Below are 14,621 nucleotides of genomic sequence, written 5' to 3'. Positions count from 1 at the left end.
GACAACAAGGTAGCGCAATAAGCGCCAGCGTTCGGACTGCTTACCGAACTTATCTGGAAAACTCACAACATCTATCTGCTTCATTTATATGAGAAAGCTTATTGTTAGAATTATATGCTAGATGACATACCTACCGCATCATCCTTTACATGAACCTTTCCGTCAAGAGCGGTCGCACACCGCAAACTTAGGATTTTTGCTTGACAGGTGGAAAGATCGGCACCTAGACTGTCACATTGTGGGGATTTGTGGGTAAAAGTGGATCAATATCATGTTTCGTGGCGCAGCAGCACTCAGTCTAGATGACAAAGGCCGGCTCGCGATACCATCAAAGTATCGCAAGAGCCTGCTTTTGGATTGTGACGGACAAATGGTCTGCACCATCGATATCAAGCAACCTTGTTTACTGCTGTATCCGTTGCCACAGTGGCAATTGATTGAACAGAAGCTCACCACCTTATCCAGCATGAACCCCGCGGAGCGTCGTCTCCAGCGCCTGTTACTGGGTCACGCCGAAGATTGCCAGATGGATAAAAATGGCCGTATTTTGATTGCACCAACCTTGCGTCAACATGCGGACTTGAGCAAAAAGATCATGATTATTGGTCAGCTCAATAAATTTGAACTCTGGTCTGAAGCGGCATGGCAAGAACAGATCGCAGCCGATATGGCAGCGGAGCAACAAGACGACTTGGCACTCACTGATCGACTACAAGACTTCTCATTATAATGACAACAGAAGCGCAACAACACGTCTCGGTGTTGTTACAAGAGTCCATTGCGGGCCTTGCGATCAAACCAGACGGAATTTATTTAGATGCAACCTTCGGTAGAGGGGGGCATTCGCGCGCAATTCTGGCTCAATTAAACGCTCAAGGTAAACTTTATGCACTGGATCGCGATCCCACCGCGATAGCAGCAGCTGAATCCTTACGCGATGACCCACGCTTTACCATTATCCACACCCCATTCTCACGTTTAGCAGAAGTGCTGGAAGCACAGCAACTGTCCGGGCAACTGGATGGCATTCTGTTTGACCTTGGCGTTTCCTCCCCACAATTGGATGACGCCGAACGCGGTTTTAGTTTTATGCGCGAAGGGCCACTCGATATGCGCATGGATACCAGCTGTGGTCCCACTGCCGCAGACTTTCTAAATCATGCCAGTGCCGATGAGATTGCATTTGTACTGCGCGAATATGGCGAAGAGCGCTTCGCTTGGCGTATTGCGCAAGCGGTCGTTAAGCACCGCGAACAACAGCCGCTGACCACCACGCGTGAATTGGCTGAGCTGATTTCCAACGCCGTGCCATTTAAAGATAAACACAAGCACCCAGCTACCCGTAGCTTTCAGGGTATTCGTATTCATATCAACGGTGAGTTGGACGAAATTGAAACCGCATTAACAGCTGCGGTTACTGGCTTAAAACCAGAAGGCCGCTTGGTGGTTATTAGTTTCCATAGCTTGGAAGACCGGTTGGTAAAACGCTTTATGCGAGGCCAGGCAAAAGGCCGTTCAATTCCCGCTGGATTGCCTATTCGTGATGCCGATTTTGATCGGGGCCAAACATTGCGTTTGGTTGGTAAAGCAATCAAGCCGTCGGCCGCTGAAACACAATTAAACCCACGCGCCCGCAGTTCGGTGCTACGCATTGCAGCGAGGTTAGATTATGAAAGCTAGCCGAGTACCTGCGTTAGTATCTGTTTTGTTTGACGATTTTCGCCAGCACCTTGTGCTGGTGTTGCTGTTTTTAATGGCCATAACAAGTGCCTTGGCAGTTATCTACGTTTCGCATGGGCATCGCTTGCTCACCATCGAGCGTGATGAGTTGCTGTCAGAGCGTGATGCGCTTGATATTGAATGGCGGCATTTACAGATTGAACAGAACACGTTGACTGAGCACAACCGGGTAGAGCGCATTGCTGAGCAACGCCTGAATATGGTGCGTGCAGACGCTGAGCAGGAGGTGCTAGTGCCATGGCAATAACACCAAAGCCAAACCGCCGCGCAACAAAAAAAGCGCAACCACACTTAAGCAAGGCGCGTTTCTACTTCGCCATGTTGGTGGTTTTGGGCGTGTTCGGTAGCTTGGTGGCTCGCGCAGCATATATTCAAATTATAGAACCTGAGCGCCTGATTTATGAGGGTGACCGCCGTTCACTACGCGCCGATGCAACGACCGTTCAACGCGGTAGCATTCTTGATCGCAATGGTCGCGAACTGGCGGTAAGTGTACCGGTACAAACGGTATGGGCAGATCCCAAACGAGTGCACGAAGGCAACGGGCTCGATAATCGTGAGCGCTGGTTGGCGTTGGCGGAGGTGTTCCGCACCGACGTGAACGATCTGATGAGTAAAGTTGCCGACCCGACCCGTCGGTTTGTGTACCTAGAACGCAAAGTAACACCGGGCGTGGCCGACTTTGTGCGTCAACTCGGTATTCCCGGCGTGTATTTAAAAACAGAATCGCGGCGTTTTTATCCCGCCGGTGAAATTGCCGCCCATGTGGTGGGCTTCACCGACATTGACGGTCTCGGCATTGATGGCCTTGAGGCTATTTATAACCAAGTACTTACCGGTGTTCCCGGTGAGCGAGTTTATCGCAAGGACGCGGCAGGACGGGTTGTTGAAGAAATACGAGTTACCGAAGCGCAACAACCACAACAATTAACGCTGAGTATTGATCAACGTTTGCAATCACTGGCTTATGCCGAAGTCAAAAAAGCCGTGCGCTATCACCAGGCGACTTCAGGTTCGGCCGTGATTCTTGACGTGCAAACCGGCGAGGTGCTCGCAATGGTCAACAGCCCGTCCTACAACCCAAACAATCGCTCCGACATGCAGCCGCACAAATTGCGCAATCGGGCAATTACGGACGCCTATGAACCCGGCTCTACGGTGAAGCCACTCGCTATTCTCGCGGGTTTGGAGTCAGGTGTGATTAAGGCCACTGATGTTATCGACACCAGCCCAGGTTGGCTGCGTTTAGGTGGCCGTCGGGTCAGTGATCCACGCAATCGGGGTGAACTGACCATTACACAAATTTTAGAGAACTCAAGTAACGTTGGCACTGCCAAAGTAGCTTTAGCAGCAGGTATCGACACAATGCTGAATACTTATGCTGCAGTAGGCTTCGGCAACGATACAGGAGTCGCCATGTTGGGCGAAAGCTTTGGTATTTTACAAAACCGCCAGCGGTGGTCAGACTTTGAAATTGCAACCTTATCTTATGGTTATGGCATGTCGGCAACCACGCTTCAGTTAGCACAGATGTACGCCATTATTGGCAATAGCGGCATTCGTAACCCGTTAACCATTCAGCGTCGCGAAGGCAAGCCCGCAGGCGAGCAAGTGATTTCCAAACAAAACGCCGACACCGTGTTAGCCATGTTAGAAAGCGTGGTGGCCAATGGTTCAGGCAGTCGAGCACAGGTTCGTGGCTACCGTGTGGCTGGCAAAACCGGTACGTCGCGTAAGGCCATCGCCGGCGGCTATGGCGATGAATATGTAACGTTATTCGCAGGTGTCGCACCCGTTAGTGAGCCGCGCATTGCCGTGGTGGTTACCATCAATGAACCCAGTGGCGACGAATATTATGGCAGTGAGGTGTCAGCGCCTGTATTCGCTGAAATTGTCAGTGACGCCCTGCGGGTTATGAATGTGCCACCCGACAATTTGGCCAACACTGAATTAAAAGCTGCCGGCTTCGGAGGTTCACGTGATTGATCTCATGACCTTGTTACCGGAATACCCGATGCAACTGCCTGCTGTGAAAGTGGGCGGCCTGAAGCTAGACAGCCGCCAGGTTGCTGCCAATGACCTCTTTATTGCCGTACCTGGATATCAGGTGGACGGGCGTCACTTTATTGATGCAGCAATTGCAGCCGGAGCAGCAGTGGTGCTGGCCGATTCTGAAACGGTAGGCATGGAGCTTCGCGGCTCTACATGGGTCATTGAAGTACCTCAACTTAAAAATCAGTTGTCGCACATTGCTGGACGTTTCTTCCACGAGCCGTCGCAAGCAATCGATGTGATTGGCGTGACGGGCACCAACGGTAAAACCTCAGTGACATACATTGCAGCCCAGTTACTTGAATCACTTGGGGTGCGTTGTGGTGTTATCGGCACGACCGGCAGCGGCTTTCCGGGACGTCTATTACCAGAAACGCACACCACGCCTGACGCGATTGCCGTACAGCATCGTTTGCACGTGCTACGCAGCGAAGGCGCTCAAGCTGTGGCAATGGAAGTGTCTTCGCACGCGTTGGTACAGCGCCGCGTTGAAGCAGTACACTTTAAAGTGGGTGTAGCAACTAACATAAGCCGTGATCACCTTGATTACCATGGCACCATGGCCAACTACGCCGGTGCAAAACGCCGCCTATTTACCGAACTCGACACCCAGTTCAGCGTACTGAATGCCGATGATGCAGCAGTCGCAGCTTGGTTGCCCGACCGCACCGACAGCTGGCGCTTTAGCTTAACACCGCAGTCAGCCGCGCACAGTTTGTGGGCAAGCGACGTGCGTTATGCGCATGACGGCACCGAATTCATCCTCAATGTGCGTCACAGCCATGACAGTCTTGAACAGCTAACTGTGCACTCGCCGTTACTCGGTGGCTTTAATGTTTACAACCTATTGGCTGCAATTGGTGCGGTGATGGCGCTTGGGCATTCGCCGCAATCGGTAGTGGCAGCCTGCACCAAATTACATGCTGTGCCGGGCCGTATGGAAGCGTTCGGTGGAACCGCCGGTAAACCTTTGGTGATTGTGGACTATGCGCATACCCCAGATGCCCTGCAGCAGGTGTTGAGCGCATTGCGTCGCCATTGCCACGGCCAATTGTGGTGTGTATTCGGATGTGGTGGCGACCGTGACCGTGGCAAGCGGCCACAAATGGGCGCAGTCGCTGCAGATTTGGCCGACCAAGTGGTGGTTACTGACGACAATCCGCGGACTGAAGAACCTGAGCAAATCGTCAAAGATATTCTTGCAGGTATGCCAAGCCGTCAGCGCGTGCAAGTCATTATGGGACGCGACAATGCCGTACGCCAAGTGATTGCGCAAGCCAAGGCCGATGATGTGGTAGTGCTGGCTGGTAAAGGGCACGAAGACTATCAGGTTATTGGTCAGCAGCGCATCGACTACGATGAACGCAAACTGGTTGCAGAAATCATCGCAGCCAGCCAATCTGCGGAGGAATTATCATGATTCGCATTGACCTCGCTTGGATTGCAGCAGCTGTTGAAGGACGTCTGATTGGTGTTAACCGTACCGTTGATCAAGTCAGTACCGACACGCGGAATATGCCCAACGGCTGTCTGTTTATTGCCTTAAAAGGCCCTAACTTTGATGCCCATGACTTTGCCAGCCAAGCTATCCGCGATGGTGCTGCAGCGGTGATGGTAGAGCGCGAGCTTAGTGCCGAAGATTGCGACGGAGCACCGCAAATTATCGTGGCAGATACCCGCCATGCGTTGGGTCTACTTGGTGCCGCAGTGAAAGCCAAAGTAGCACCAAAAACCATTGCGATTACCGGTAGCAGCGGTAAAACCACTGTCAAAGAAATGCTTGCTGCAATATTACGCAAGCAAGGCGAGGTGCTGGCAACAGCGGGTAACTTTAATAATGATATTGGAGTGCCGCTTACGTTGTTACGTATAGAGCCGCACCATCAGTTTGCCGTGATTGAACTTGGCGCTAACCATTTAGGTGAAATTGCTTACACCACGCGTTTAACCCAACCAGATGTAGCCATAATCAATAACGTGGCGCCGGCACATGTTGAAGGCTTTGGTGACATTCATGGGGTCTATCGCGCCAAATCCGAAATTTTCCGTGGGCTCGGTCCGCATGGCTTAGCGCTTACACCATTTCATTCCGACTTTGCGCAAGGCTGGGCACAGCAGCTCAGCGGTGTTCATCACGAAACCTTTGGCCGCGCACCGGAAGATGCGCAGCAGCCGCAACCTACGGTGCGTGCGCGCAATATTTCAGTGGATGAGCAAGGGTGTGCTGAATTTGATGTTGAACTGGGCGGAGCCACGCCACAGCAAGCACATATTAAGCTGAGCTTGCCTGGTTTACACAATGTTGACAACGCACTAGTGGCTATTCGGGCTGCGGTTGCGGTAGGTTGTGCGCTCACCGATGCACAAACTGCATTGGCTGAATTAACACCAGTGGCAGGTCGGTTACACGTGATTCGCCTCAACGACCATATTCGCCTCATTGATGATAGCTATAACGCCAATGTGGGCTCGGTAAAAGCCGCACTGGACATGCTCGCTGCCTATCCAGGTTACCGCATGATGGTGCTCGGTGACATGGGTGAACTTGGCAGTCAAGCTCGGGAATACCACGAAGAAGTCGGTGCGTACGCCATTAAGGCGGGTATCGATAATTTGTATACCGCAGGGGTATTGAGCCAAAGTGCGAGCGAAGTTTTTAACGGGCGTGGCGGCCGTCATTTCTCGGCAATTGAAGGTCTGGTTGAAGCCATCATTGCTACGGTGAAGCAAGCACAAGCCCCGATAACCATTTTAGTAAAAGGGTCGCGCAGCGCACGAATGGAGCGTGTAATTGAGGCGTTGCAACACCGTCAGGAAGAACTACAGCCTATGACACCAAAAGAAGGAAAGCACGCATGCTAGTGTGGTTAGCCGAATACTTAACCCAATTTGCGAGTGCTTTTAATGTCATCTCGTACCTTACTATGCGCGCTATTCTTAGCGTGCTAACAGCATTGCTAATCTCATTATGGATGGGGCCAACGCTCATCAAATACTTGCAGCGTTTACAAGTCGGTCAAGCGGTGCGTGACGACGGCCCACAGTCGCATTTAAGTAAAGCCGGCACGCCTACCATGGGTGGGGTATTGATTATCGCGTCCATCGTGTTGTCGACATTATTATGGGCTGATTTAACCAACCGTTACGTGCATGTCGTGTTAGCGGTGGTAATTGGCTTTGGTTTAGTGGGTTTCATTGACGACTACCGTAAAGTGGTGCAGAAGAACTCACGCGGTTTACCAGCGCGTTGGAAGTATTTTTGGCAGTCGCTCATCGCAACCTTAGCCGCTGTCTATTTGTATGCAAACGCAACCATCGGCGCAGAAACGCAACTGCTGGTTCCATTTTTCAAAGACGTGATGCCGCAACTGGGCATGATGTACATCTTGTTGGCCTATTTTGTAGTGGTAGGCACCAGCAACGCCGTGAACTTAACCGATGGCCTTGACGGTTTGGCGATTGTCCCAACGATCATGGTTGCTGGCGCACTCGGGGTATTCGCCTACGCCTCAGGTAACGCGAATTTTGCACAGTATTTAAGTATTCCATTTTTGCCCTTGTCTGGTGAACTGTTGATTGTGTGTACCGCAATTTTCGGGGCGGGTTTGGGCTTCCTTTGGTTCAACACCTATCCGGCCATGGTCTTTATGGGCGATGTCGGCTCGCTGACTTTGGGCGCCGCACTGGGCATCATTGCCGTAATGGTGCGTCAAGAATTGGTGTTGTTCATTATGGGGGGCGTTTTTGTGATGGAAACCCTCAGCGTGATATTGCAAGTAGGGTCTTACAAATTGCGCGGCAAACGGGTTTTTCGTATGGCACCTATTCATCACCATTATGAATTAAAAGGCTGGCCAGAGCCGCGCGTTATCGTGCGGTTTTGGATATTGAGCCTGGTGTTTGTGCTTATTGGTTTAGCGACCTTGAAACTGAGATAAACGATGAAATTAGCAGCATTAGACAGCTATGAAATGATCGGCGTAGTTGGCCTCGGCCAAACTGGGCTATCGTGCGTACGCTATTTGCTGCAGCGCGACATTACCCCCGTGGTATTTGATACCCGTGTTGAACCGCCGGGTATGGCAGAACTCCAACAATTGGCGCCTGACCTTGAGATTCACACCGGCGCACTTGAGCTGGAATACATTCTTGGTATGGACTTGTTGATTGTTAGCCCCGGTGTGGACTTACGTACGCCAGCACTGCAACTCGCGATTGATGCGGCCATACCGGTGGTCGGCGACATGGACCTGTTTGCGCGCCATGCCAATAAACCGGTGTTAGGTATTACCGGGTCAAATGGTAAGTCAACGGTAACGCGGTTGGTGACAGAGTTACTCATCGCGGCCGGTAAAAAAGTAGCAATGGGCGGTAATATTGGGGTTCCGGTGCTTGATTTGGTCGGTGAGCCTGTAGACGCCTTCGTTATTGAACTCTCAAGTTTTCAGCTCGAACTCATGCACGATTTGCATTTGCGTGGCGCAACCATCCTGAACATCAGTGATGACCACATGGACCGTTACAGTGACTTGCGCGACTACACAAATGCGAAGCATCGTATTTATAACCGTACCGACGTTGCGGTATGGAATCGCGAACAAGAAATGACGGCGCCAGCGCTTACTCCAATGGATGCGCAAATTACCTTTGGACTCGGGCCAAGCAGCGACAACGGGCCCGCCATGTTTGGCTTAACCGAGCATGAAGGTGAATTTGCGATTAGCTTTTGTGGTGAACCTTTGCTGAAAGCCAGTGAATTACAGTTAACCGGCATACACAACCTATTGAACGTACAGGCAGCGCTAGCCTTAGCCTATGCGCTCGATATTCAGCCTAAGGAAGTGCTTGGCGCGGTGCGGGCGTTCAAAGGCTTGCCGCACCGCTGTGAACTTATCGGTGAATTCGATCAGGTGCGGTGGGTGAATGACTCCAAGGCCACCAATATCGGAGCAGCTGAGGCTGCAATTTTTGGCATGCGCCAATTGGTCAGCGGCAAATTGATATTGATTGCTGGCGGTGATGGTAAAGGGGCTGACTTCAGCCACTTCCGAGCGGCTTTGCAACACGTTGATGTGGTGATTGTATTGGGTAAAGACGGCGAGCGCATTGCTCATCAAGTTGAACACGCAGTGCGTGTCACCAACCTTGAAGAAGCCGTAAGCACGGCAGCAGAATTGGCAACGCCACAAAGTATGGTTCTGCTTTCGCCAGCCTGTGCAAGTTTGGACATGTTTAAGAATTACGAGCATCGCGGTGATGAATTCCGCGCTGCAGTGGAGGCACACTATGGTCGCTAAAGCGCACAAAGCGCGCACCGCCAATGGCGCCGAGCAGCAACTGGAGCTTGGTATCCAGCCTATGCTGGATGCTATGGGTGCGCCGTTGTGGCAGCGCTGGCGCGATTGGTGGGCGGACAGCGATGCCACGCTGTTGTACGACCGGGTATTGCTGTGGCTGACGCTGAGCTTAATTGCCATCGGCTTAATCATGGTGACTTCGGCGTCATTCCCAGCAGCAGAGCGACTCACCGGCAATCCATTCCACTTCATGATTCGTCATGGCATGTATGTTGGGTTGGGTCTCATGTTGCTATTTACGGTCATACAAATTCCTGTGCAATGGTGGTATCGCGGGAGCGGCTCATTATTGCTGATCGCGATGGGCATGTTGGCGATGGTGCTGGTGATTGGGTATGAAGTAAATGGCGCTAAACGTTGGATTAAAATTGGGCCATTAACCTTGCAGGTGGCTGAGGTCGCGAAATTGTTCTTTGTAGTTTATATGTCCAGCTACCTAACGCGGCGTGTTGATCAGGTGCAGGAAAATTTACGTGGGTTTATTAAACCGTTAATCGTGTTGTTCTTTTTTGCAGGGTTACTGTTATTGCAGCCCGATTTTGGCTCGTTAGTGGTGATGTCTTGTATTGCGGTAGGCATGCTGTTCCTTGCTGGCGCCCGCTTGTGGCAGTTTTTCGCAGTACTCATTGCCTTTGCGTTGGCCATTACCTTATTGATAGTGAAAGAGCCGTATCGCATGCGTCGAGTGGTGTCGTTCATGGACCCATGGCAAGACCCGTTCGGCAGTGGCTATCAGCTGACTCAGTCACTGATGGCGTTTGGGCGCGGTGATTGGTTCGGACAAGGCTTAGGAAACAGCATTCAAAAGCTGCAATACCTGCCCGAAGCACACACCGACTTTATTATGGCAGTGGTTGGCGAAGAGCTCGGGTTCTTCGGCATTGTGGTGGTGCTGGTGTTGTCGTTCGCGTTAGTGGTTCGCACCATGCAGTTGGGGCGAAAAGCCTTGCATGCTGGGCATCAATACGGCGGCTTTATTGCTTACGGTATCGGCATTTGGTTCGCCTTTCAGTCAATGGTGAACATCGGTGCCGCAGCGGGTTTGTTGCCGACCAAAGGCTTAACACTGCCGTTGATTAGCTACGGCGGTACCAGCTTACTGATTAGCTGCATTGCAATAGGTATTTTGTTACGCGTTGACTACGAAGTGCGCGTCAGCAAAATCAAAGTGGCACCGCGGCGCAGAGCGTCGACTAAAGCCGGAGAACGCACATGAATCGCATCATGATTGCAGCTGCCGGCACCGGTGGTCACGTGTTTCCTGCTCTAGCTGTCGCTGAACAATTACGCAGCTACGGGTGGGAAGTTGTTTGGCTGGGAACAACCGAGCAGCGACTTGAAAGTAAAGTGGTACCTGCGGCGGGCTTTAAGCTGGAACAAATCAGCATGCAAGGCATGCGCGGGCATGGAGTGATGCGTAAGTTAGGCACGCCATGGCGTTTATTTAAAGCATTCTTGCAGTGCCGTAAATTGTTGAAGCAGCATCGCTCGCAACTGTTGCTGACCTTCGGGGGCTACGTGTGCGGACCTGCAGGGCTTGCCGCACGGTCACTGAGCGTACCATTGCTGGTACACGAACAAAACGCTGTAGCGGGTTTAACCAACAAGTTATTAGCGCGCTTTGCGCAGCATGTCATGCTTGGTTTCGGGGCTGCGAAGAAGCAGTTGCCCATGGCGGAGATTACCGGAAACCCATTGCGTGCCAACTGGTTGGCAAAGGAAGTTGCGGCATCTACCGATGGAAAATTAAAGTTATTAATTGTTGGTGGCAGCTTGGGTGCGCAAGCATTGAACGAAGCCGTACCAAAGGCTATTGCGCAATTGGATGCCGCACTGCAGGACAATTTAATCGTGCAGCACCAATGTGGGCAAGGCCGTTTGGCTGCAGTAACGGCCGCGTATGAACCCGTTACCGCAAGTATACAAGTGGAAGAATTTATTAACGACATGCACAGGGCCTACAGCAGCGCCGACATTGTGATCTGTCGCGCTGGGGCACTTACCGTTGCGGAGTTGGCTGTAGTAGGTACCCCAGCAATTTTCGTACCTCTGCCGCATGCGGTGGATGACCACCAAACGGCCAATGCGCGCGAGCTGGTTGAGGCCGGTGCCGCGCGATTGTTACCGCAGTCAGAGCTGGTACAGATAGAGCCATTAGTACAGATATTAAATGAATTGTTGCGTAATGAAGAAATGCGCAGGGCCATGCAGAAGCATGCCGCACAAGCAGCTTATCCGAACGCGACTGAAGCCGTTGTGAATCAGTGTGAGCGTTGGGCAAATCCAGAAAAATTAACCGTAGGCATTAAGTAATGAAGCAAGACAAAGCAACCCCATTTACAGTCGTTAATGTACCGGAGATGCGTCGTGTGCGCCGCATCCACTTTGTCGGTATTGGCGGCGCTGGAATGGGAGGCATTGCTGAGGTGTTGCAGAACCAAGGCTATGAAATTGCTGGCTCAGACTTAGCTGAGAACGCAAATACTCGGCGTTTACGCGGTTTTGGTGCAGAAATCTTTATCGGCCATGCTGCCGAGCATGTCAAAGGTGCTGATGTTATTGTGGTGTCATCGGCGATTAAGGCCGACAACCCGGAGTTAGTGGCTGCCAAAGAGTTATTAATCCCGCAGGTACGCCGTGCCGAAATGCTGGCCGAGTTAATGCGCTTTCGCCATGGTGTCGCAATTGCAGGCACACACGGCAAAACCACCACCACCAGCTTAATTGCCAGCGTATTCGCCGAAGGTGACTTAGACCCCACGTTCGTTATTGGTGGCTTACTCAATAGCGCCGGCACCAACGCGCGCTTAGGTACCAGTAAGTACCTGATTGCCGAAGCCGACGAGTCAGACGCATCGTTCTTGCACCTGCAGCCGATGGTTGCAGTCGTGACCAATATCGAAGCCGATCACATGGATACTTATGGCGGCGACTTTAACAAGCTGCTCGACACTTATATTGATTTTCTGCACAACTTACCGTTTTACGGATTGGCGGTGATGTGTGTGGATGACCCAGTAGTGCGTGAATTATTGCCGCGCGTGGGCAGACAGATAATTACTTATGGGTTTAGCGACGATGCGGATGTGCGTGGCGCAGATTATCAGCAGAATGGTGGTATGAGCTCATTTACAGTGCATCGCGCGGGGCAACAGCCTTTGCCAGTAACTGTGAATTTACCCGGTCGACACAATGCCTTGAACGCACTTGCAGCCATCGCGGTGGCAACAGACGAAGGTGTCAGTGATGCGGCAATCATCGCCGCACTGGAGAAATTCGGAGGCATCGGGCGTCGTTTTGAACATCTTGGCGCGTTTGCGAGTGAGCACAATGGCCAACAAGGCGATGTGCTGTTAGTCGATGATTATGGTCATCATCCGTCGGAAGTTGCTGTAACCATCGCTGCTGCGCGAGCCGGTTGGCCTGAACGGCGCATCGTGATGGCCTTTCAGCCACACCGTTATTCACGGACACGGGATTTATTCGATGATTTCGTGAATGTGCTTAGTGAAGTAGATGTGCTGTTGTTACTTGATGTCTACAGCGCAGGTGAAACACCAGTTACCGGCGCGGATAGCCGTGCGCTGGCGCGCGCCATTCGCATGCGCGGGCAAATGGAACCGATTTATGTGGGCGACCGCGGTGCATTGTATAAAGTTTTAGCTGATGTGCTGCAGCCCGGCGACATGTTACTGGCGCAAGGCGCTGGCACCATTGGCGCCATCGCACGAGATTTAGTTGCAACCGAATTGGCGCCGGATTCGTTGCGCGCCAAAGCCGATCAATTGCAGGGAGAGAAGTCGTAATGGCTACGAGCAAAGATTTTGGCAAAGTAGCTGTACTGTTTGGCGGAGACTCTGCCGAGCGCGACGTATCGTTGCGCTCCGGACAAGCGGTATTGGCTGCATTGCAGGCACAGGGTATCAATGCGCACGGATTTGATCCTGCGGAGCAGCCGCTAACAGGATTGGTTGAGCAACATTTTGATCGCGCCTTTATTGTTTTGCACGGGCGCGGCGGTGAAGACGGCACCATTCAAGGTGCACTGCAATATCTAGGCGTTCCGTACACTGGCAGTGGCGTGTTAGGGTGCGCCCTAGCTATGGATAAGGTACGCACCAAGCGCGTGTGGCAATCGACCGGTCTACCGGTTGCGCAAAGTGCTGTTATCGTTCGTGGCAAGCCAGTTGATTGGGCGTCAATGATTGACGAGCTCGGTGGCAAAGTTATGGTCAAGCCAGCGCAAGAAGGCAGCAGCATTGGTATGAGTCCGGCGCGCAATGCAGCGGAACTGGAACAGGCCGTGGCGTTGGCACATAAATACGATCAGGAAGCTTTGGTCGAAAGTTGGTTAAGTGGCCCTGAATACACAGTATCCATTTTGGGTGACCAAGCATTGCCGGCAATTCGCGTGCAGTCTACCCATGAATTTTATGATTACGACGCCAAGTACCAAGCCGGTGACACGCAATATCATTGCCCTGCAGGCCTGTGTGAACTGGAAGAGCGCGCCTTAGAACAACTGGCGGTTTCAGCTTTTCGCGCGGTTGGTGGCAAAGGCTGGGGTCGCATTGACGTGATGTGCGACCAAGACGGCAACTTTAAGTTGTTGGAAGCGAACATGGTGCCCGGTATGACCACCAAAAGCTTGGTACCGATGGCGGCCAAAGCAGTGGGTATGAGTTTCGAGCAGTTGGTAGTGCGCATACTCGAACTTAGCGAGGTTTAAGGTGGCGGCAGTCCGCTGGCAGTTTTGGCTGGGGTTTAGTTTTTTTCTCAGCGTCGTCATCGGAGCGATAGCGGGCGTTGCATGGCTGTATTATTTGGCGATGGACGTCAATGAAGTGCCGTTGAAACGACTCGTGGTACAAGGTGAGTTGCAGTATTTGGAACGTACCGAAGTACGCGATGCATTAGCTGGAGAAGAGCTGGGTAGCTTTTTCTCGGCCGATGTAAATAACATTCGAACACGATTAGAAGCTCAGCCCTGGATAGAGCAGGCGTCGGTACGAAAAGAATGGCCCGACATTTTGAAAGTGTTTTTGGTTGAACAAAAGCCAATCGGGCACTGGAACGAGGCAACACGACCCAATGCGCTGGTGAGTGCAAAAGGTGAAGTGTTTGAAGTGGATAAATCGGTCATTGATGTGTTGTTACCAAAACTCAATGGCCCGGAACATGCAGTAAAAGAAACCGTTGAGCAGTATCAGCAAGTGCATGAACTGCTCAAAATTAACGGCCACCAAGTGGTGGCTCTGACGCTCTCCGAGCGTTTCGCAGTGGATGTGGAGTTGTTGTCTGGCATTCGTCTGCGGCTAGGTCGTGAAGGGTTATTGGAACGGGTACAACGCTTTATTGATTTGTTCCCAACCATAATTCGGCATAAAGCCAAGCCGATAGACTATGTGGACTTACGTTATGACACCGGCGTTGCGGTGGCCTGGAAAGACGAAAACGAAGAATAAAAAGAGA

At 51.9% G+C, this 14,621-nt stretch carries 13 protein-coding genes; all 13 read left to right on the top strand.

What is annotated here, in order from left to right:
* The first annotated feature begins 271 nt into the window (after positions 1-271).
* Genes mraZ through ACN0UY_RS06175 form a run of 13 tightly spaced genes read left to right on the top strand, consistent with a single transcriptional unit; the run spans position 272 to position 14,614 of the window.
* On the top strand, positions 272-730 hold the full coding sequence (gene mraZ / locus ACN0UY_RS06235) for a division/cell wall cluster transcriptional repressor MraZ (protein WP_128352147.1): 459 nt from the start codon (positions 272-274) through the stop codon (positions 728-730).
* On the top strand, positions 730-1,680 hold the full coding sequence (rsmH, locus tag ACN0UY_RS06230; RefSeq protein ID WP_417665827.1) for a 16S rRNA (cytosine(1402)-N(4))-methyltransferase RsmH: 951 nt from the start codon (positions 730-732) through the stop codon (positions 1,678-1,680). The genes mraZ and rsmH overlap by 1 nt, the downstream gene beginning before the upstream one ends.
* Positions 1,670-1,987 (top strand): cell division protein FtsL, encoded by a 318-nt coding sequence (gene ftsL / locus ACN0UY_RS06225; RefSeq protein ID WP_417665826.1) that lies wholly within the window; start codon positions 1,670-1,672, stop codon positions 1,985-1,987. Before rsmH ends, ftsL begins: the two co-directional genes overlap by 11 nt.
* Complete coding sequence (locus ACN0UY_RS06220; RefSeq protein WP_417665825.1) at positions 1,978-3,726, top strand: peptidoglycan D,D-transpeptidase FtsI family protein; 1,749 nt, start codon at positions 1,978-1,980, stop codon at positions 3,724-3,726. The genes ftsL and ACN0UY_RS06220 overlap by 10 nt, the downstream gene beginning before the upstream one ends.
* Complete coding sequence (gene murE, locus ACN0UY_RS06215; protein ID WP_417665824.1) at positions 3,719-5,212, top strand: UDP-N-acetylmuramoyl-L-alanyl-D-glutamate--2,6-diaminopimelate ligase; 1,494 nt, start codon at positions 3,719-3,721, stop codon at positions 5,210-5,212. Before ACN0UY_RS06220 ends, murE begins: the two co-directional genes overlap by 8 nt.
* Positions 5,209-6,654, top strand: a complete 1,446-nt coding sequence (locus ACN0UY_RS06210; RefSeq protein ID WP_417665823.1) for a UDP-N-acetylmuramoyl-tripeptide--D-alanyl-D-alanine ligase — start codon at positions 5,209-5,211, stop codon at positions 6,652-6,654. The genes murE and ACN0UY_RS06210 overlap by 4 nt, the downstream gene beginning before the upstream one ends.
* Positions 6,648-7,730 carry a phospho-N-acetylmuramoyl-pentapeptide-transferase gene (gene mraY, locus ACN0UY_RS06205; RefSeq protein WP_417665822.1) on the top strand — a complete coding sequence of 361 codons (1,083 nt, stop codon included), beginning with the start codon at positions 6,648-6,650 and terminating at the stop codon, positions 7,728-7,730. The genes ACN0UY_RS06210 and mraY overlap by 7 nt, the downstream gene beginning before the upstream one ends.
* A 3-nt stretch (positions 7,731-7,733) precedes the next feature.
* A complete protein-coding gene (gene murD / locus ACN0UY_RS06200) occupies positions 7,734-9,089 on the top strand; it encodes a UDP-N-acetylmuramoyl-L-alanine--D-glutamate ligase (RefSeq protein ID WP_417665821.1) in 1,356 nt (451 codons plus the stop codon).
* A complete protein-coding gene (gene ftsW / locus ACN0UY_RS06195; protein WP_417665820.1) occupies positions 9,079-10,365 on the top strand; it encodes a cell division protein FtsW in 1,287 nt (428 codons plus the stop codon). Before murD ends, ftsW begins: the two co-directional genes overlap by 11 nt.
* A complete protein-coding gene (gene murG / locus ACN0UY_RS06190) occupies positions 10,362-11,462 on the top strand; it encodes an undecaprenyldiphospho-muramoylpentapeptide beta-N-acetylglucosaminyltransferase (protein WP_417665819.1) in 1,101 nt (366 codons plus the stop codon). Before ftsW ends, murG begins: the two co-directional genes overlap by 4 nt.
* Positions 11,462-12,955: a UDP-N-acetylmuramate--L-alanine ligase gene (gene murC, locus ACN0UY_RS06185; protein ID WP_417665818.1), complete on the top strand. Its 1,494-nt coding sequence runs from the start codon at positions 11,462-11,464 to the stop codon at positions 12,953-12,955. Before murG ends, murC begins: the two co-directional genes overlap by 1 nt.
* A complete protein-coding gene (locus ACN0UY_RS06180; RefSeq protein ID WP_417665817.1) occupies positions 12,955-13,878 on the top strand; it encodes a D-alanine--D-alanine ligase in 924 nt (307 codons plus the stop codon). Before murC ends, ACN0UY_RS06180 begins: the two co-directional genes overlap by 1 nt.
* A gap of 1 nt (position 13,879) precedes the next feature.
* The gene (locus ACN0UY_RS06175) at positions 13,880-14,614 is read left to right on the top strand and encodes a cell division protein FtsQ/DivIB (protein ID WP_417665816.1); all 735 of its coding nucleotides are present in this window, start codon (positions 13,880-13,882) and stop codon (positions 14,612-14,614) included.
* Positions 14,615-14,621 lie beyond the last annotated feature (7 nt).

This window comes from Pseudidiomarina sp., from assembly GCF_048268165.1.
Taxonomy (GTDB): domain Bacteria; phylum Pseudomonadota; class Gammaproteobacteria; order Enterobacterales; family Alteromonadaceae; genus Pseudidiomarina.
This window is presented reverse-complemented; position numbering and strand designations above follow the sequence as displayed.

Coding starts and splice junctions, on each gene's coding strand:
- ACN0UY_RS06210 (WP_417665823.1), top strand. CDS start 5,209: ATGATTCGCATTGACCTCGCTTGGATTGCAGCAGCTGTTGAAGGACGT.
- murC (WP_417665818.1), top strand. CDS start 11,462: ATGAAGCAAGACAAAGCAACCCCATTTACAGTCGTTAATGTACCGGAG.
- mraZ (WP_128352147.1), top strand. CDS start 272: ATGTTTCGTGGCGCAGCAGCACTCAGTCTAGATGACAAAGGCCGGCTC.
- ftsL (WP_417665826.1), top strand. CDS start 1,670: ATGAAAGCTAGCCGAGTACCTGCGTTAGTATCTGTTTTGTTTGACGAT.
- ftsW (WP_417665820.1), top strand. CDS start 9,079: ATGGTCGCTAAAGCGCACAAAGCGCGCACCGCCAATGGCGCCGAGCAG.
- murG (WP_417665819.1), top strand. CDS start 10,362: ATGAATCGCATCATGATTGCAGCTGCCGGCACCGGTGGTCACGTGTTT.
- mraY (WP_417665822.1), top strand. CDS start 6,648: ATGCTAGTGTGGTTAGCCGAATACTTAACCCAATTTGCGAGTGCTTTT.
- rsmH (WP_417665827.1), top strand. CDS start 730: ATGACAACAGAAGCGCAACAACACGTCTCGGTGTTGTTACAAGAGTCC.
- ACN0UY_RS06220 (WP_417665825.1), top strand. CDS start 1,978: ATGGCAATAACACCAAAGCCAAACCGCCGCGCAACAAAAAAAGCGCAA.
- ACN0UY_RS06180 (WP_417665817.1), top strand. CDS start 12,955: ATGGCTACGAGCAAAGATTTTGGCAAAGTAGCTGTACTGTTTGGCGGA.
- murD (WP_417665821.1), top strand. CDS start 7,734: ATGAAATTAGCAGCATTAGACAGCTATGAAATGATCGGCGTAGTTGGC.